Annotated in this window: 16 protein-coding genes; 11 read left to right on the forward strand and 5 right to left on the reverse strand. The window is 64.9% G+C overall.

The window, feature by feature from the left end:
• Positions 1-69: 69 nt before the first annotated feature.
• From ACZ1J6_RS11570 to ACZ1J6_RS11585, 4 genes are read right to left on the reverse strand one after another with little or no spacing between them, the layout of a single operon-like run.
• Positions 70-1,203, reverse strand: coding sequence for an ABC transporter permease (locus tag ACZ1J6_RS11570; RefSeq protein ID WP_431568563.1), 1,134 nt, complete (start codon positions 1,201-1,203; stop codon positions 70-72).
• On the reverse strand, positions 1,200-2,345 hold the full coding sequence (locus ACZ1J6_RS11575) for an ABC transporter permease (RefSeq protein WP_431568562.1): 1,146 nt from the start codon (positions 2,343-2,345) through the stop codon (positions 1,200-1,202). Before ACZ1J6_RS11575 ends, ACZ1J6_RS11570 begins: the two co-directional genes overlap by 4 nt.
• The gene (locus ACZ1J6_RS11580; protein ID WP_465128096.1) at positions 2,342-3,382 is read right to left on the reverse strand and encodes an HlyD family secretion protein; all 1,041 of its coding nucleotides are present in this window, start codon (positions 3,380-3,382) and stop codon (positions 2,342-2,344) included. Before ACZ1J6_RS11580 ends, ACZ1J6_RS11575 begins: the two co-directional genes overlap by 4 nt.
• A complete protein-coding gene (locus ACZ1J6_RS11585; protein WP_431568560.1) occupies positions 3,379-4,707 on the reverse strand; it encodes a TolC family protein in 1,329 nt (442 codons plus the stop codon). Before ACZ1J6_RS11585 ends, ACZ1J6_RS11580 begins: the two co-directional genes overlap by 4 nt.
• Between ACZ1J6_RS11585 and ACZ1J6_RS11590 the strand changes: the two genes are divergently transcribed.
• The 7 genes from ACZ1J6_RS11590 to ACZ1J6_RS11620 all read left to right on the forward strand — a co-directional run bounded on the left by ACZ1J6_RS11590 (position 4,681) and on the right by ACZ1J6_RS11620 (position 12,447).
• Entirely contained in the window at positions 4,681-5,328 is a 648-nt protein-coding gene (locus ACZ1J6_RS11590) for a hypothetical protein (RefSeq protein WP_431568559.1), read from the forward strand. The two genes, ACZ1J6_RS11585 and ACZ1J6_RS11590, sit on opposite strands and share 27 nt — an antisense overlap.
• Entirely contained in the window at positions 5,307-7,595 is a 2,289-nt protein-coding gene (locus tag ACZ1J6_RS11595) for an Orn/Lys/Arg family decarboxylase (RefSeq protein WP_465128097.1), read from the forward strand. The genes ACZ1J6_RS11590 and ACZ1J6_RS11595 overlap by 22 nt, the downstream gene beginning before the upstream one ends.
• A gap of 13 nt (positions 7,596-7,608) precedes the next feature.
• Positions 7,609-9,120 (forward strand): arginine/agmatine antiporter, encoded by a 1,512-nt coding sequence (gene adiC, locus ACZ1J6_RS11600; protein ID WP_431568557.1) that lies wholly within the window; start codon positions 7,609-7,611, stop codon positions 9,118-9,120.
• A gap of 15 nt (positions 9,121-9,135) precedes the next feature.
• Positions 9,136-9,624, forward strand: coding sequence for a GNAT family N-acetyltransferase (locus ACZ1J6_RS11605; RefSeq protein ID WP_431568556.1), 489 nt, complete (start codon positions 9,136-9,138; stop codon positions 9,622-9,624).
• 12 nt (positions 9,625-9,636) lie between these two features.
• Positions 9,637-11,160 carry a DcaP family trimeric outer membrane transporter gene (locus ACZ1J6_RS11610; protein WP_431568555.1) on the forward strand — a complete coding sequence of 508 codons (1,524 nt, stop codon included), beginning with the start codon at positions 9,637-9,639 and terminating at the stop codon, positions 11,158-11,160.
• Between the two features lie 371 nt (positions 11,161-11,531).
• Positions 11,532-11,678: a hypothetical protein gene (locus ACZ1J6_RS11615; RefSeq protein ID WP_165921328.1), complete on the forward strand. Its 147-nt coding sequence runs from the start codon at positions 11,532-11,534 to the stop codon at positions 11,676-11,678.
• Positions 11,679-11,883: 205 nt separating this feature from the next.
• Positions 11,884-12,447 carry a helix-turn-helix domain-containing protein gene (locus ACZ1J6_RS11620; RefSeq protein ID WP_132262883.1) on the forward strand — a complete coding sequence of 188 codons (564 nt, stop codon included), beginning with the start codon at positions 11,884-11,886 and terminating at the stop codon, positions 12,445-12,447.
• A 254-nt stretch (positions 12,448-12,701) separates the two neighbouring features.
• Here the strand turns inward: ACZ1J6_RS11620 and eno are convergent, their stop codons facing one another.
• Complete coding sequence (gene eno / locus ACZ1J6_RS11625) at positions 12,702-13,988, reverse strand: phosphopyruvate hydratase (RefSeq protein ID WP_132262885.1); 1,287 nt, start codon at positions 13,986-13,988, stop codon at positions 12,702-12,704.
• A gap of 199 nt (positions 13,989-14,187) precedes the next feature.
• On the opposite strand from eno, the gene ACZ1J6_RS11630 reads away from it, so the two are divergent.
• From ACZ1J6_RS11630 to ACZ1J6_RS11645, 4 genes are read left to right on the forward strand one after another with little or no spacing between them, the layout of a single operon-like run.
• A complete protein-coding gene (locus ACZ1J6_RS11630; protein WP_132262887.1) occupies positions 14,188-14,703 on the forward strand; it encodes a hypothetical protein in 516 nt (171 codons plus the stop codon).
• 21 nt (positions 14,704-14,724) lie between these two features.
• Positions 14,725-15,111: a phage holin family protein gene (locus ACZ1J6_RS11635; protein WP_431568554.1), complete on the forward strand. Its 387-nt coding sequence runs from the start codon at positions 14,725-14,727 to the stop codon at positions 15,109-15,111.
• Positions 15,108-15,428 carry a hypothetical protein gene (locus tag ACZ1J6_RS11640; RefSeq protein WP_132262891.1) on the forward strand — a complete coding sequence of 107 codons (321 nt, stop codon included), beginning with the start codon at positions 15,108-15,110 and terminating at the stop codon, positions 15,426-15,428. Before ACZ1J6_RS11635 ends, ACZ1J6_RS11640 begins: the two co-directional genes overlap by 4 nt.
• Positions 15,415-15,996, forward strand: a complete 582-nt coding sequence (locus ACZ1J6_RS11645; RefSeq protein WP_243840836.1) for a hypothetical protein — start codon at positions 15,415-15,417, stop codon at positions 15,994-15,996. Before ACZ1J6_RS11640 ends, ACZ1J6_RS11645 begins: the two co-directional genes overlap by 14 nt.
• Positions 15,997-16,034 lie beyond the last annotated feature (38 nt).

Raw genomic sequence — 16,034 nt, forward strand, 5'->3', positions numbered from 1 at the left:
GCGGCAGATGAAGGTTGGATGGCGGTCTGATGACGGTTTGATGCCGTCCGGCCGGGTCGGTCCCTGCGGTCAGGAACGGCGGCGACAGGCCGCGCCGGTCAGCCGCCAGGCGGCCATGGCGCCGTAGACAAGGCTCAGCACCACGAGGCCCGCAAGCTGCGGCAGAACCTGCCCAAGGCTGGCGCCCATCTCGTTGAGGCGCAGGAAGGCTTGCGCACCGGATGTCGCGGGCGAGAGGTGGGCCAGCCCCGCCACCCAGCGGGGCATGGCGGAAAGCGGCCAGGCCGCGCCGGCCAGGAAGAACAGGATGATCGAGCTGGGGATCAACACTTGCAAGGCGCGGTCGGCGCTGTCGAACAGGCTGCCGAGCAGCAGGCCCAGGGCAGAAACGGCCGCGGCGAAGAGCGGTACGGCCATGAGCAGAGCGGCCGGATTGCCCGCTCTCGGAACGTCCTGGTACCAGAATATCCAGCCGAAATAGAACAGCGCCGCCAGGCAGCCGATCAGGCTCAGCGCGCACCAGGTGCCGAGAAAGCCTTGCGGCGAAAGCGGGGGCACCCGGCCTTCGCGCATTTCGGCAGCCATGCCCGCTGCAAGCATGGCCGTGCCGAACAGCAGGGTCTGCTGGAGGATGATCGCGGCCACGGCCGGGAAGACGTAGTCCGCATAGCCTTCGCGGGTGTTGAACAGCGGCCGCTCGACCACGGCGACCGGCGCGCGCAAGTGCAGCCCTTGCGCCAGAGGTCCAAGGCGCTCGGCAGCCACGGCCAGCGCCGCGGCCTGGATAGCCCCGCCTATGTCCTTCGCGCGGATCAGGTACGTGCCGTTGACCCATATGCCGATGCCGCCGCCCCCGGCGCTGCCCGGTGCGCCGGTCAGCAGGCTGCGGGTAAGGCCGCGCGGCAGCAGGAGTATCCCGTCCGCCTCGCGGCGGCGCACGCGCTGCTCGGCCTCGTGAATCGAAAGCGCCTCTCCCGCCACGCGGACTTCCCGCATGTCGGACAGCTTGCGCACCAAGGCGCGGGTCAGCGTGCTGCGCTCCTCGTCCACGACCACCACCGGAAGCTGGCGCGCGGTCTGGTGGGCGTAAGGCGCGGGGTAGTAGAAACCGTATAGAACCACCGCGAGAACCACGATCGAGGCCAGAGCGAACGTCGAGAGCACCGCGCGGAAGACGGAGACGAAGCCCTGCGCGAATGTCACGCCGCCTGCTCCGGCTTGCGCAGCAGCAGCAGGCAAAGGCCCAGCGGCACGACGAGATAGAGCGACAGCACGCCGATCTGCGGAAGCGCCAGCAAAACCGGCGCGCCCAGGAACTGGTCCATCTGCAGGCGCAAGTAATGGGTGAAAGGCAGCGCCTGGCTCCAGCCCCGCGCGAAGACGGATCCCCCGCCCAGCGGCAGCGTCCCGCCCGAATAGGCCAGCGCCGATCCGGCATAGAGCGCCGTCGCGGAAAAGGCGAAGCTGGGCTTGCGCACGCCAACCACCAGCAAGGCGGAGAGCGCCGCCGTCCCGGCGATGAGCAGGGCCTGCGCGGCCAGGGTCAGCAGCAGGCTGCCGTTCATCGTCCAGCCGCGAACGCCCACCAACCAGATCATCCAGACCAGCCCCCAGATCGAGAGCACCCCGACATAGGGCGTGAGCTTGCCCAGCAGCGCCGGGAGCCCTCCGCCGGTCTCCGCTTTCCATTTTGCCAGCGAACGGCCCTGCAACTCGCGCCCCATGGCCATCACGGCGACGCAGCCGGCAAGAAGGTGCAGCACGGCGGGCTGGATCAGCGCCTGGAGATACCATTCGAAGCTGGTCTGGGGATTGAACAGGACGGTCGCCTGGACCACGGGTGGTCGAATTCGGATCGCCGGCAACCCCCTCGCCCGCGCTGCGTCGAGCCCGCGCTCAGCCAGGACCGCGCCGACGGCCGAGCGGATGCCGGATTCCGCGCTTGCGCCGATGGTCAGGAAAGAGGCGTTGTAGAAGATCTGGATGGCCGGCGTGGTCTGCCGCTCCAGCCCCTCGCTCACGCCGCGCGGGATCAGCAGGATGGCCCATACCCGCCCGGCCCGCGCAGAGCGCTCAGCAAGGGCGAAAGTCTCGGGTCGCTCGGCAATGGTCACCGCGGGGCTTGCGCTCACGGCCCGGACGATGGCGCGACTGAGCGTGCCGTTGTCCTCGTCCACCACCGCAACGGGCAAGGCGCGGGGGACGCCCGCGATCAGCATGGCCGCCACGATCAGGATCGCCAGGGCCGGAAACAGCGTGAGCATTCCCAGGTCCCAGCGATCGCGGCGCAGATGCGCCAGTTCGCGGCGCAGGGCAGCACGATAGCCGGGACCGGGCGTGCTCATTGCGGCCAGTCGAACAACACGCTCATGCCCGGACGCAGACCCTTGATCGCTTCGGCCGGACGCAGGCGGATCTCGAAGCTGCGCACGTCGAAGCCGGAGGACTGGCGCGTCGCCCGCCATGTCGCGAAATCGCCCTGCGGGCTGATGTAAGTGACGCGGAATCGCGCCTTGCGGTTTTCCAGGGCCGGAATGCGGCCCATCAGCTCCTGGCCCTTCTGCAGCGAATTGAACTGATTTTCCCGCAAGTTGAGCGCTACCCAGGGATGGGCGGTGTCGATGATCTGGAACACCGGCACTGCCGGACCGACGATCTCGCCGGGCTCGGCCAACCGCCGTGTCACTTCGCCGCCGATGGGGGCGATCAGCGTCTTTTCCGCGCCCAGCGCATCGGCAATCGAAACACCCGCCTTCGCCACTTGCACTTGCGCCTGGGCGGCGGCCTTTTCCTCGGCACGGGCGCCGGACTGCGCCTTCACATATTGCAACCTTGCCGCCTCGGCCTGCCGGGCGCTGGCATCGCGCGCGGCGCGGGCTTCGTCCCGGCGCTGCGCGGCGATCACGCCTTCCGCATAGAGGTTGTCCGCCCGGCGCGCGGTGACGGCGGCAAGATCGGACCCGGCCTGCGCCGCCTGCCAGACGGCGCGCAGCGATTCCACATCCTCCTTGCGCGCGCCGTTGTCGGCAAGATCGCGCATGGCTTCCGCCCCGGCGAGCACGCCTTGCGCCTGCTGCCTTCCCGCGTCGATCTCCGGGCTGGACAGGATCGCGAGCACGGTGCCGGCCGTCACCGTGGCGCCCTCTTCCGCCAGGAGCCGGTCGACCCGCGCCAGCGCCTTGGTCGCGACATTGATCTCGTCCGCATCGACCATGCCCTGCAACTGCTCCGGCGCGGGCCGTGCCGCGATCCACAGGCCTGCCAGCAGCACGGCGGCCAGCAGGACCAGCCCCGCCACCAGCAGGCGAAAACGGTCGCGCCCTTCCGGTCCCGCGTCGGCTTCTCCTGCCGGAAGGATCGATGGCGCGTCGCTTTCGCTCATGGGGCGGTGATCCTGTCCGGTCGGAGGAGGTAATCGCGGAAGCTGTCCCCGCGATTGCTGGCGACCAGCAGAGCGGAAAGCGACACGACATATTCGTAAGCGGAGGCAATGCGCTGGGTCTGCGCCAGGGAGAGAGCGTTGCGCGCATCGATAAGCTGGCTCGCGGTATCCTCCCCCTCGCGGAAGCCGATCTCGTGGACGCGCAGGTTCTCTTCGGCGGCCTTCATGTTGCTGTCCAGCAGCAGGAACGATCGGCGCGCGGTCTCCACCAGGTTATAGGCGCGGCTGGTCTCGATCTCGATGGTCTTGCGCATGTCGCGCGCCGCATTCTCCGCCGCACTCTGGCGCGCGTTCGCTGCATCGAGCGTGTCGCGCCGGTCTATGTTGGACAGCAGGGTGAAGCGCAGGCCCAGGCCGACGATCCAGTCCGGGTCGACCGGGATCGCATCGCTGCGGTTGAAATTGTACGATCCGAACGCGAAAGCCTGAGGCCGCATCCGCGACTTGGCCAGGTCCACGCCCGAATCCGCCAGATGGCGCGTCGCTTGTGCCGCGCGCATCTGGGGCTGGCCCGGCCCGGTAGCGGTAGCGAGGAAATCGTCGAGCGGCTCCAGGCCGCTGCCGTTGACGAACAGCGGCGTCGTCGGCCGAACGCCGCCGCTCGCATCGAGAAGCCGGGCCAGCGAATCCGAGGCATTGTGTTCTTCCATCGCCGCGCGTTCCAGCGCGCGCTGCGCCGCATCGCGCGCCACCTGCATTTCCAGCACGCGGGACCGGGGGATCACCCCCTCCCGGAACAGGGCCTGGGCATTGCCGAGGTGCTTATCGAAAGCGTCGCGGGTGCCCGTGGCGGAGGCCAGCAGCGCCGAGGCCAGTTGCTGGCCGAAGTAGCTCTGTACCAGCCGGACCTGCGAGAGATCCTGCGCGCCCGCCTGCCTGGCACGCGCCAGCTCCGCCCCGGCCTCCGCGCCGTGCTGGATCGCCGGGATCGCACCGCCCGAGTAAAGCGGCATGACCGCCGTGACATTGGGCCGGATCACCGTCTGCCGCGCGCGAAAGTCCAGTTCGTCCGGAAGCTGCGAAAGCAGGCCCGGCAGCGCCTCGCTCACACGTCCCGTCACTTGCTGGACGATCCCCGAGAACTCCGGCGGAAATTCGCCGGGCAGCCCTTCGAGGAACTGGCCCGCGGCATTACTGAAGCTGTCCTTCTGCCCGGTCAGGTCCACCGAAAGCGATTTCTGGTAGGAGATCACCGAAACCGAGCCCGATACGACCGGCCGATTCAGCGCCTTGAGGGCATGGGCGGTGGACTCTGCCGCGCTCAATTCGTCGGAGGCAGCGCCCAGCGCGGAAGATACCCGGTCCAGCCGCTGGCGCGCGGCATCGAAAGAAAGCGTTCCCGCGGCGCCGTCGTCCTGAACAGCCTCTTTACCACCCGCCTGGGCGAAAGCAGTTATGGGTCCGGCGAGCAGGATCGCAAAGATGCCGGCCCAGCCAATTACAATTCCATTTCGAAAATCGCTGCCAGCAATCATGGTTCACCAGAAATGGGACGCTCAGGAATTTACATATTTCCCCTTGAACGAAAAGCTATTTCGATCAATGTTTCGCTCGTGTTCGGGATCAATCGAATCGCGGTAAATCGCGATGTGAAAGAGGTATCCGCGTCATCACCACTTCCTGACAGATGCCGGCTTTTCGACATTGATTTGGCGCCTGCCAGATCAGAACGGTCGGTTTATTCCGTCATATTTCGGATCACGACTCAAAAAGCACGCTCGATCCGCGATTATTCCTGGTTTTACATTTTTCCGAAGCACGAACTCAACGAACAGGTCGCCAAGAACATAAAGCATGCTGCGTCCCCGGTTGCAGCACACTCATCACCGGATCGGCTGGATCACGCGATTGAGGAGCTTTTCAGATGGTATCACGTTCGAGCCTGAGACTGGCGATGCGCGCGCTTTTGGTGCGCGAAGACTTCGAAGATGTTTCCGCCGCAGGACGCGCTCTTGGCGCGCTCGTCGATGAACTGGAGCGACGCGAGATCGAGGTGATCGTGTCCGACGACGTCGAGGACGCCGTTGCCATCGCCGCCACCGACCCTTCGATCCAGTGCCTGCTGCTCGATTGGGAACTCGGCTTCACCGAGGACCACGTCGATGCACACCGCGTGCTCGACGCCATGCGCGGGTTCAATGCCGCGGTACCGATCTTCCTCGTCGCCAATCGTAGCGCGGCATCGCAGATTCCCGTCGATGCCATGACCAAGGCGGACGACTTCATCTGGCTGCTGGAGGACACGGCGGACTTCATCGGCGGCCGCATCCGCGCCGCGATCGAGCGCTATCGCTCTACCGTCTTGCCGCCGATGTTCGGCGCGCTGGTGAAGTTCGCGCAGACTTACGAATATTCGTGGCACACCCCCGGCCATACCGGCGGCACCGCCTTCCTCACCTCACCCGCCGGCCGCGCGTTCTTCGAGTTCTTCGGGGAAAGCCTGTTCCGGTCGGACCTGTCGATTTCGGTCGGCGATCTGGGCTCCCTGCTCGACCACTCCGGCCCGATCGGCGCGGGTGAGCGCTATGCGGCGGGCGTCTTCGGCGCGGACCGCACCTACTACGTCACCAACGGCTCCTCCACATCGAACCGCGTGATCCTGATGGCCTCGGTCACGCGCGACCAGGTGGCGCTGTGCGATCGCAACTGCCACAAGTCAGTCGAGCACGCGATGACGCTTTCCGGCGCGATCCCGTGCTACCTGATGCCCACCCGCAATGCGCTGGGCATCATCGGCCCGATCCCGCCCGAACATCTGACGCCTGCGCATCTGCGCCTGCTGGTGGCGGACAATCCGCTGGCGCCCGAAGGCGCCAAGCCGGTCCATGCGGTCATCACCAATTCGACTTACGACGGCCTCTGCTACAACGTCGCTCGCGTCGAGGAACTCCTGGGCGACACCGTGGACCGCCTGCACTTCGACGAGGCGTGGTACGGCTATGCCCGCTTCAACCCGATCTACCGCGAACGCTTCGGCATGCACGGCGATCCGGAAACGCGCGACAAGTCCAAGCCCACCGTCTTCGCCACGCAATCGACGCACAAGCTGCTGGCCGCGCTGTCGCAAGCCTCGACGATCCACGTGCGCGACGGGCGCAATCCGATCGACCATGCGCGCTTCAACGAGGCGTTCATGATGCACGCCTCCACCTCGCCCTGCTATCCGATCATCGCGTCCAACGACGTTTCCGCCGCGATGATGGACTCCTCGGGCGAGCATCTGACCGATGTGTCCATCCGCGAGGCAGTGGCCTTCCGCCAGATGGTCGCCCGCCTCAATGCCGAAAGCGCGGACGACAACGCCTGGTTCTTCGACATCTGGCAGCCCGACGAAGTCCACGACGCGCGCGGCCGCACGGTGCCGTTCCACGAATGCGATCCCGAGCATCTCGCCACCGATCCCACCTGCTGGCAACTCGTCCCCAATGCCGCATGGCACGGCTTCGGAGAGATCGAGCCGGGCTACTGCATGCTCGATCCGATCAAGGTCTCGGTGCTCACCCCCGGCATGGATCCGGACGGCAGCTTGCGCGCGGTGGGCATTCCGGCCAGCATCCTCACCTCCTACCTTGGCGCGCGAGGGATCGTGGTGGAGAAGACCACGGACTTCACCGTGCTGTTCCTGTTCTCGCTGGGCGTGACCAAGGGCAAGTGGGGCACGCTGGTCAACGCCCTGCTGGACTTCCGCAAGGACTACGACGCCAACGTCTCGCTGGAACGCACGATCCCCTCGCTCGTCGCCGACTATCCGGAGCGCTATTCCGGCATGGGTCTGCGCGAACTGGCGGACCTGATGTTCGCGGCGATGGGCGACCTCAAGACCACCGCCACGATGTCCGAAGCCTTCGGCATCCTGCCCAAGCCTGACATGAGCCCGGTTTCCGCCTATGAGGAACTGGTGCGCGGCAATATCGAGAAGGTGACGCTGGACGGCCTGGCCGGGCGCACCCTCGCCACCGGCATCGTGCCTTATCCGCCGGGCATCCCGCTGCTGATGCCGGGTGAGAACGCCGGCCCCGCCAAGGGCGCGCTGATCGGATATCTGCGGGCGCTGGAGCTTTACGACCTGCGCTTCCCCGGCTTCGGGCACGATACCCACGGGGTGGAAGTGGAGGACGGGGTCTACAACGTCCTGGTCGTCAAGAAGTCCTGAGGGGAGACCAAAAATGGCAACAGCAGCGGCCGACGACAGCGGCAAGATCGGACTCGTTCCCGCCACCTTGATGGTGGCCGGCAACATGATGGGATCGGGCGTGTTCATGCTGCCCGCCAACCTTTCGGCCATCGGCTCGATCGCGCTGATCGGCTGGCTCCTGACCGTGGTGGGCGCAGTGGCGCTGGCACTGGTCTTCGCCAAGCTTTCCGCCATCGATCCGGCGGCGGGCGGGCCTTATGCCTTTGCCCGCAAGGCCTATGGCGACTACATGGGATACCAGACCAACCTGATCTACTGGCTGGCCAACGTGGTGGGCAACGTGGCGCTGGCCGTCGCGGGTCTGGGCTATCTCTCCCATTTCTTCCCGGCGTTGAAGATCCCGATCGTGATGGCTTTCGGCTCCATCGCGATCATCTGGTTCTTCGCCTATGCCAACATCCTGGGGCCCAAGGTGGTGGGACGGCTGCAGAGCTTCACCACGGTGTTCGCGCTGGTGCCGATCTTCGGCATGGCGCTGTTCGGCTGGTTCTGGTTCAAGCCGGAGATCTTCTCCTCCGCCTGGAACGTCTCCGGCCAGAGCAGCCCCAACGCAGTGATGGCCACGCTGACGTTCACGCTCTGGGCCTTCATCGGGGTGGAGAGCGCCTCGGTCTCCGCAGGCGTCGTCGCAAACCCATCGCGCAACGTGCCGATCGCGACCGTGGGCGGCGTGGTGCTGGCCTCGGTGGCCTATGTGCTCAGCTCCTCGGTCATCATGGGCATGATCCCCAACAAGGAACTGATCGCCTCTTCCGCGCCCTTTGCCGACGCCGCGCGCCTGGCATTGGGCGACTTCGCGGGCAGCACCGTGGCGCTCTGCGCGGCGGTGGGCTGCCTCGGATCGCTGGCGGGATGGACCCTGCTGGTCGGCCAATCGGCCAAGGCAGCGGCGGACGACGGGCTGTTCCCCGGCATCTTCGCCAAGGTGAACAAGCGCGGCGTGCCGTCGCTCGGCCTCGTCATCGTGGCCGTCATCATGAGCGTGCAAGTGCTCGCCACGATGTCGCCCACGGCCAGCGAGCAGTTCGGCAAGATCGCCTCGATCGCGGTGATCATGACGCTGCTCCCCTACATCTATTCGTGCATCGCGATAAAGGTGCTGGGCTACGGCAAGATGCCGCACGGCCAGTACACCTTTTTCGTGGCGGCAGGCCTCGCAGGCGCGATCTACTGCATGATCGCGCTGGTCGGTTCGGACGGCGAGCAGACGCGCTGGTCGCTGATCTTCGTGATCGCCACCATCGTGTTCTACTCCGCCTCTATCACCCGCAAGCGCGATCTGGACGAGAAGCACATCCACCCCGGCGGCAAGGCCCCGATCTGGGTGCGCTATCTGGCGCTTGGGGTCACGATCGTTGCCCTTGTCGTGATGTTCTGGCTATCGGTCGGCCGCCACGACGACCTCGACCTCCGCTCGCGCGAACAGGCGCCGGCGGAGGCGGGAGAGGCCGCGCAGCAGATGGCGCCGTCCGGCGTCCAATAGGGAAACGACAAGACGATGCACTGGCGGGAAATGCGCGAAGATGACGTGGCCCACGTGGCGGACGTGGCGGACATGGTCCACCTCGACTACCCCGAGAATCCGCAAGTCTTCGCCGCCTGCTTCCGGCATTACCCTTCCGGCTGCCACGTGCTGGAAGGGGATGACGGCAAAGTCGCCGGCTACCTCGTCTCGCATCCCGGGCGGCAGGACCGCCCGCCGGTGCTCGACACACCCATGACCGGCCTTGCCGAGCCGTTCGATTGCTACTTCCTGCACGACCTTGCCCTTGGCGCCTCCACGCGCGGGCGGGGTTTTGCAGGCGGCGCAGTGCGGATCGCGCTGGACGAGGCAAAGGCGCGCGGGCTCAGCCGCGTCGTGCTGATCGCCGTCGGGGACGCCCACGGCTTCTGGGAAAAGCAGGGCTTCGAACTGCTCGGCGACGGGTTGCTCGATCCGATCAAGGGCTACGGCCCCGAAGCGAGGATGCTCGTGCGCCATATCTGAAGGGGGAAATACATGGCCCACTCTTCCGGCCGGAGCCTCGCTCTGGTCTGCGCGGCAGCCTCGGCGGCCGTCGCCCTGCCCGCTAAAGCGCAGGATAGCGACGTTGCTGCGCTGCGCGGCGAAGTGGCCGACCTCAAAGCCACGGTCGATGCGCTGAAGGCCGAGATCGCGGCGATGAAGCAGGATCGAAACGCCGGTGCGGCGCAGATCGCCGAAGCGCCCCCCACCACCTCCGCAACCGACCAGGGCGCCGGTGCCGTCCATGTCGCTGAAACGGGCAGGACGCCCGCGGCCCCGCCGCAGAGACCCGAAGCACCGCGCTCCGCTCCTTCAGGCGCGCGAGTGGCAAGCGGGGCCAGCAGCCTCGGCGTGATGCCTTCCCCCCTGCCCGGCCGCGAAACCATCGGCGACCGCATCACCGGTGCCTCCCGTCCGGACAACGAAAGCCCGCCGAACGACCCCGAGTTGAAGGGCTTCATCCCGATCCCCGGCACTGAGACCGCCGTGCGTATCGGCGGTTTCGCCAAAGTCGATCTCATCTACGACCCCCGCTTCGTGGGGGACCGGGACCAGTTTTCCGTGCCCTCCATCCCCTTCGTCAACAAGGCCCGCAACCGCGCGGATGTCAGCGCCCGCGCCACGCGCTTCAGCCTTGAGATCCGCCGCCCGTCCACGCTCGGCAACTTGCGGTTCTACGTCGAGAACGACTTCTACGGCGATGGCACCGATTACAGCTTCCACCTCAATCACGCCTATGGGCAAGTGGGCAACACTTACGGCGGCTACGGCTATTCCGCGCTGGTAGACGCCGATGCGCTGCCCGACACGCTCGACAACTGGGGCCCCGGCGGCGCGATCTTCGTGCGCCAGGCCTCGGTTCGCCAGTCGTTCAAGGTGGCACGAGGCACTCACCTCACGCTTTCTCTGGAGCAACCCGATACCGACCTCTCGCTGGCCGACGACCAGACCAGTGCCGAGACGATGCCCGATGTCGTCCTTGTCGGGCGCTACGAAGGCGCCAGCGGACATCTGCAACTCGGCGGGGCCGTGCGCCGCATCGGCTATCGCACCGATAACGGCGGGGCCAGGGACAATGCCATGGGCTTTGCGCTATCCGCCTCCGGCTCGCTGTCGCTGGACGATGCCAATGCCTTTTCCGCAGCGGGGCTCTGGGGCAGAGGCGCCGCGCATTACGTCAACGATATCGGCGGCCTGGGCCTCGACGCCGCGCTGCGAACCGACGGCAGCCTCCGCCTGATCGAGCAGGCGGGCGGCTACGGCGCCTATACCCACAACTGGTCCACCGCCCTGCGGACCAGCATCGTCGCCGGCATCCTGGGCGTGAGCGACGGGGGACTGCTGCCCGACGATGCCTTTTCCGAATCCCGCTACGGCGCGCTCAACCTGATCTGGTCGCCGGTCGCTTCTTTCTCGGTGGGTATCGAGGGACTCTATGGCCGACTGAAGCGGCAGGACGGCAGCGCGCGTGACGCCAGCCGCATTCAGGCCAGCGTGAAGTACGACTTCGTGCGATAAGATAATTTCAAGCAAAATCTTAGTAACTTAAAATTCCTCTAGCAGCAACATATGTAGAACCGCTTATTTTTTGACGCTGTATAATCAGAAAACGCGCATAGTCTCGATTAAATACCCCCCTTCCTCATCGTTAACTAAATTTCATGACGTGTTCACAAGTTGGACACTCCCATTCTGCTTGTTCCATTGCGATGAAAATTCTGTAATTGCACGGGCAATCTCTCCGATATTGATCGTATTCGGAGGTATTGGTCGAAAAAATTCCGCCCCCTTTGCGGTGCGGGTCGCAAACCCTGGTCCGGGGGCGTTCGGACCCAGTCGAGAGCCACTCTCGCCTGTCGGAGAACCAGAGTGTGAAGAGGGACGCTAATATGACTCAGTTGATCGGTGAACTTGGCTCGAAACTCGAAAAACTCGAGGAATTGGGCGCTTTCGTGGCTGCGGCCCATCTCCAGGCCGCCATCGACGCGTTGCGCGGTCAGCACAAATCCGAGCAAATTCGCTCCAAACCGGACTAGCCTGCGCAAGACGGACTTGCCCCGCTGTGGTTAACATTGGACCAGTTCGCGAATACTATTACCGTTTCTACCAGTTCCACCGAATTTGGCACTGCTGGAAACAATCCATCGCGAACACCTGTAGTAACAGCCGCGAACACGATCGTATTCCATCGGGAGATGGTGGTGCGATGTGCTTGCGGCCAGGCGCTGGTGGCACTGGTTTATGGAGAAGACCGATCAGTTGATGCGCAATCGGGCGAAGGCCATTCGTCTGATCGGCATCGCCAATGAACTTCTGGCCATGGCGCGCGAACTCGAAATCGGAGCAAGTGCCGCCACGGACATCATGGGCATCGGCATCCCCATCGAAACGCGGGAGACGACCAAGACGGCCAGCCAGGATCACCCCGTATGGGTGGAACTGGCGCGCCAGACTTACGAGGACCGTCGGCGCCGCAGCAAGATCTTCCAGTCGGAAGAGCTTTTCGGCGAACCGGCCTGGGACATCCTCCTGGACCTTTTCATCGCCGCCAAGGAACGCCGGCGCGTATCGGTCACCAGTGCATGCATCGGCTCGGCCGTGCCTTCGACAACGGCGCTGCGCTGGATCACCATTCTCGAAAAACAGAGCCTTCTCGTCCGCGAAGCCGATCCTGGCGACGCGCGTCGGGTCTACGTGAAACTGAGCGCGCGGGGCTACGCCGCGATGCTCGAGTACTTCGCCTCCGCATCCCGATCCGTGGTGCTGCTCGACGATCCCCGCCCCGGGATCCTGGCAGCCTTATAACAGATGCCTGCAACCAACCCGTTCCGCCCCACAGGGGGTTAGCCAGGCACAAGGATGGGATATGCGGCGGTGACCGGGTGGTCGATTTCTCCTGACGGAAATCGGCCACCCGGCTTTCTCCGGCCAGACCCGGCATTCCCGGGCAGCAGAACCGCGACGAAAAGGGCCCGGTCCCCATACGGAGGCCGGGCCCTTTTTCATGCCGCAAGGCTGGCCCGGCCGGATATTCCCGCCGGGCCGGCCTCGTCGTTCCGTCAGCGCGAAAGACGGCCGAAGGCCGAGGCACCGGCGTAACGCGCCGCCTTGCCCAGCTCTTCCTCGATACGGATGAGCTGGTTGTACTTGGCGAGCCGGTCCGAACGCGCGAGCGAGCCGGTCTTGATCTGGCCGCAGTTGGTGGCGACGGCGAGGTCGGCGATGGTCGCATCCTCGGTTTCGCCCGAACGGTGCGACATGACGGCGGTATAACCGTTGCCCTGCGCGATCGAGACGGCTTCCAGCGTTTCCGTCAGCGTGCCGATCTGGTTGACCTTCACCAGGAGCGAGTTGGCCAGGCCCTTGTCGATGCCCATGGTCAGGCGCTTGGGATTGGTGACGAAAAGATCGTCGCCAACCAGCTGGACCTTGTGGCCGATCTTGTCGGTCAGGGCCTTCCAGCCTTCGAAATCGTCCTCACCCATGCCGTCTTCGATCGAGATGATCGGATAGGCTTCGGTCAGATCGGCCAGGTAATCGGCAAAGGCCACCGGAGTCAGGCTCAGGCCCTCGCCGCTGATCTCGTACTTGCCGTTCTTGAAGAACTCGGTCGAGGCGCAGTCGAGCGCGAGCTGGATTTCCGAACCCGCCTTGAAGCCTGCCTTTTCGATCGAGGCCATGATGAAGTCCAGCGCATCGCGGGTGCTGGCAAGGTTCGGCGCGAAACCGCCTTCGTCGCCCACCGCGGTGGCCAGGCCCTTCTCGTGCAGGCCCTTCTTCAGGGTGTGGAAGATTTCCGAACCCCAGCGCACCGCTTCGGCGATCGAATCGGCGCCGACGGGCATGATCATGAATTCCTGGAAATCGATCGGGTTATCGGCATGTTCGCCGCCGTTGATGATGTTCATCATCGGCACCGGCAGGACATGCGCGGAAACGCCGCCGACGTAGGAATAGAGCGGCAGGCCGCGCGCATTGGCAGCCGCCTTGGCGACGGCAAGGCTGACGCCGAGAATGGAGTTGGCGCCGAGGCGGCCCTTGTTCTCCGTGCCATCAAGCTCGATCATGCACAGGTCGAGATCCCGCTGGTCTTCGGCATCCATGCCGACCAACTCTTCGGCGATCTCGCCATTGACCGCGTCCACGGCCTTCAACACACCCTTGCCCAGATAGCGCGACGTATCGCCGTCACGCAGTTCGACGGCCTCGTGCGCGCCGGTCGAAGCACCCGAAGGAACTGCTGCACGACCGAAGCTGCCATCTTCGAGAAGAACATCGACTTCGACAGTGGGATTGCCGCGGCTGTCGAGAATTTCGCGGCCGTGGATATCGATAATCGCGGTCATAACGGGATATTCCTCCTGCAAGGCGCCCCCTGAGACGCTTGGGCGCACTCTCGTCCGGCGTCTTAGCAGGGGAACTACGCCTGACAAGTTGCGTTGCCATTTCGACGACAAGTTGTGTTACTCATGCCGCATATCGCTCAAGACACCGAGCGGCCTCGAAATGAATACGGCGCAACGGGAAGCAAGGAAGGAATTCGCAATGTCCGAGACCACCACGAGCACCGGAAACGGCACTGACGACGCCAAGAGCCATTTCACCAAGGCCGTCGAAGAAGCGAAGGCCGGCGTTCAGGCCATGGCCGACGGTTGCCATGAGAAGTTCAGCCAGACCAAGGGCGAATTGTCGAGCGAAGCCAAGGTCCGTTCGGAAGATGCCAAGGCCAAGGCCAGCGCCTTTGCCGACGACGCCAAGGTCAAGGCCGCCGATTTCGCGAACCAAGGCAAGGCCAAGGCCAGCCAGGCGATCGTCGGGCTGTCGAAGATGATCGACGACAATGCCGGCCTGATCGACGAGAAGGCAGGCGCGAAGTACGGCGACTATGCCCGCACCGCGTCCAAGTCCCTTGCCGATACCGCGACCAAGCTCGACGAGAAGTCGATCGATGAACTTGGCGAGGAAGCCAAGGAATTCGTGCGCAGGAGCCCGGTCGCCGCAGTCGGCATGGCGGTGGCAGCCGGCTATCTCTTCGCTCGTCTGTTCAAGAGCGGCAAGTAAGCGCTTATCGTTCGCACGACGATGCTGGACACCCAAGCCAACCTCGCCCCTCCCCTTCAGGAGGGCGAGGACCTTTCCCTGATTGAAGACGTGCGCCTGTTGCTGGGCGAAGCGCGAACGTTCGCGCAGGCGGAAGTCACGTACCAGAAAACGCGGGCCGCCTATCTCGCCGCCGAGACGAAATCCATCGCCGTTCTCGGCGTCGGCGCCGCCGTCTTCGTGTTCTTCGCTCTCATGGCCCTCGTTCTCGGCGCGGTCATCGCCGTCGGCACACTGATCGGGCCATGGCTGGCCATGGTCGCGGTGCCGGTGGCGATCCTGTTGGTTGCCCTGTTCATGGGGCTTTCCGCGCGGGGCCGTGTGAAGCGGATGATGGCGATCCTGAAGGAAAAGGAAGGTTCGGAATGAGCGCCCTCGCCCGCCAACTGGAAGTCGATCGTTCGGCCAGGGACACCGCAAAGGCCGTGTTCGATGCCCGTTACGGCGCGCTCAAGGCCGATTTCGAAGTGCGCGGTCTGGCCGGTCGCATCATCGACGAGGCTGTCGAACAGGCGGCCGACATGTTCGACGAGGCGGTCACCGTCGTTGAAGAGCATCCCGTCGCGATTGGCGGAACCTTCACTGCCCTGGTGCTTTGGCTTCTGCGTAACCCGATCATGGCCGGGATCGATCGACTGTTCGGTTCCGGCAGACACCCGAAGGAGTCCGACGGTGAGCAAGACTGAAACGACCACCCCTACCCTCCCCGCAACCTCAGCCAGCGATTCCAATCCCGGCAAGGTCGTGGCGCTCAAGGCCGCCAAGGCCGAGCAACGCCCCTCGGAAAAGGTGGTGGCGTTCGTGAAGAGCCATCCGGTTCTGGTGGTGGCAGGCGGATTGGCGGCGGGGGCGCTCGTCAGCGCACTGCTGCCGCGCCGCATGACCCGTGGCGTCCTGTCGCGCGGAGCGCACCTGGCCGAAGCGGCCGGCGCTGCCACTGCCCTGCTGGGCAAGGAAGCTGCCGAGAAGGCACACGATCTGAGCGCAAGTGCGCGCAAGAAGGCCGGCCTGGTAGCCGACAGCGCCGAGAAGAACGGCGAACTTGCCGCCGAGCGACTTGAAAAATACGGCATGGCAGCGCTGGCTGCTGCAAGTGCCCTTGGGCGCGCGTCGGCAAAGCGGGCAAGCGAAGCCGGTGAAGTGGCCGCCCGCCAGGCGCACAAAATCAGTCATTCGGCCAGCGAAACCGCCACTTCCGGCAGTCACCGCATTGCCGAGATCTTTAGCGGACTGACTCAGCGCCTACCGCATTGACCTCCTCTTTTCGTTATTGAGAAGCAGTATCATTTATG

It is taken from the genome of Novosphingobium sp. BL-S-21 (assembly GCF_055521655.1).

Excerpts from the sequence above, each read along its gene's own strand:
- ACZ1J6_RS11575 (WP_431568562.1), bottom strand. The coding sequence starts at position 2,345 with ATGAGCACGCCCGGTCCCGGCTATCGTGCTGCCCTGCGCCGCGAACTG.
- ACZ1J6_RS11580 (WP_465128096.1), bottom strand. The coding sequence starts at position 3,382 with ATGAGCGAAAGCGACGCGCCATCGATCCTTCCGGCAGGAGAAGCCGAC.
- ACZ1J6_RS11590 (WP_431568559.1), top strand. The coding sequence starts at position 4,681 with ATGGGCGGTGGACTCTGCCGCGCTCAATTCGTCGGAGGCAGCGCCCAG.
- ACZ1J6_RS11595 (WP_465128097.1), top strand. The coding sequence starts at position 5,307 with ATGGTATCACGTTCGAGCCTGAGACTGGCGATGCGCGCGCTTTTGGTG.
- adiC (WP_431568557.1), top strand. The coding sequence starts at position 7,609 with ATGGCAACAGCAGCGGCCGACGACAGCGGCAAGATCGGACTCGTTCCC.
- ACZ1J6_RS11605 (WP_431568556.1), top strand. The coding sequence starts at position 9,136 with ATGCACTGGCGGGAAATGCGCGAAGATGACGTGGCCCACGTGGCGGAC.
- ACZ1J6_RS11610 (WP_431568555.1), top strand. The coding sequence starts at position 9,637 with ATGGCCCACTCTTCCGGCCGGAGCCTCGCTCTGGTCTGCGCGGCAGCC.
- ACZ1J6_RS11615 (WP_165921328.1), top strand. The coding sequence starts at position 11,532 with ATGACTCAGTTGATCGGTGAACTTGGCTCGAAACTCGAAAAACTCGAG.
- ACZ1J6_RS11620 (WP_132262883.1), top strand. The coding sequence starts at position 11,884 with ATGGAGAAGACCGATCAGTTGATGCGCAATCGGGCGAAGGCCATTCGT.
- eno (WP_132262885.1), bottom strand. The coding sequence starts at position 13,988 with ATGACCGCGATTATCGATATCCACGGCCGCGAAATTCTCGACAGCCGC.
- ACZ1J6_RS11630 (WP_132262887.1), top strand. The coding sequence starts at position 14,188 with ATGTCCGAGACCACCACGAGCACCGGAAACGGCACTGACGACGCCAAG.
- ACZ1J6_RS11635 (WP_431568554.1), top strand. The coding sequence starts at position 14,725 with ATGCTGGACACCCAAGCCAACCTCGCCCCTCCCCTTCAGGAGGGCGAG.
- ACZ1J6_RS11640 (WP_132262891.1), top strand. The coding sequence starts at position 15,108 with ATGAGCGCCCTCGCCCGCCAACTGGAAGTCGATCGTTCGGCCAGGGAC.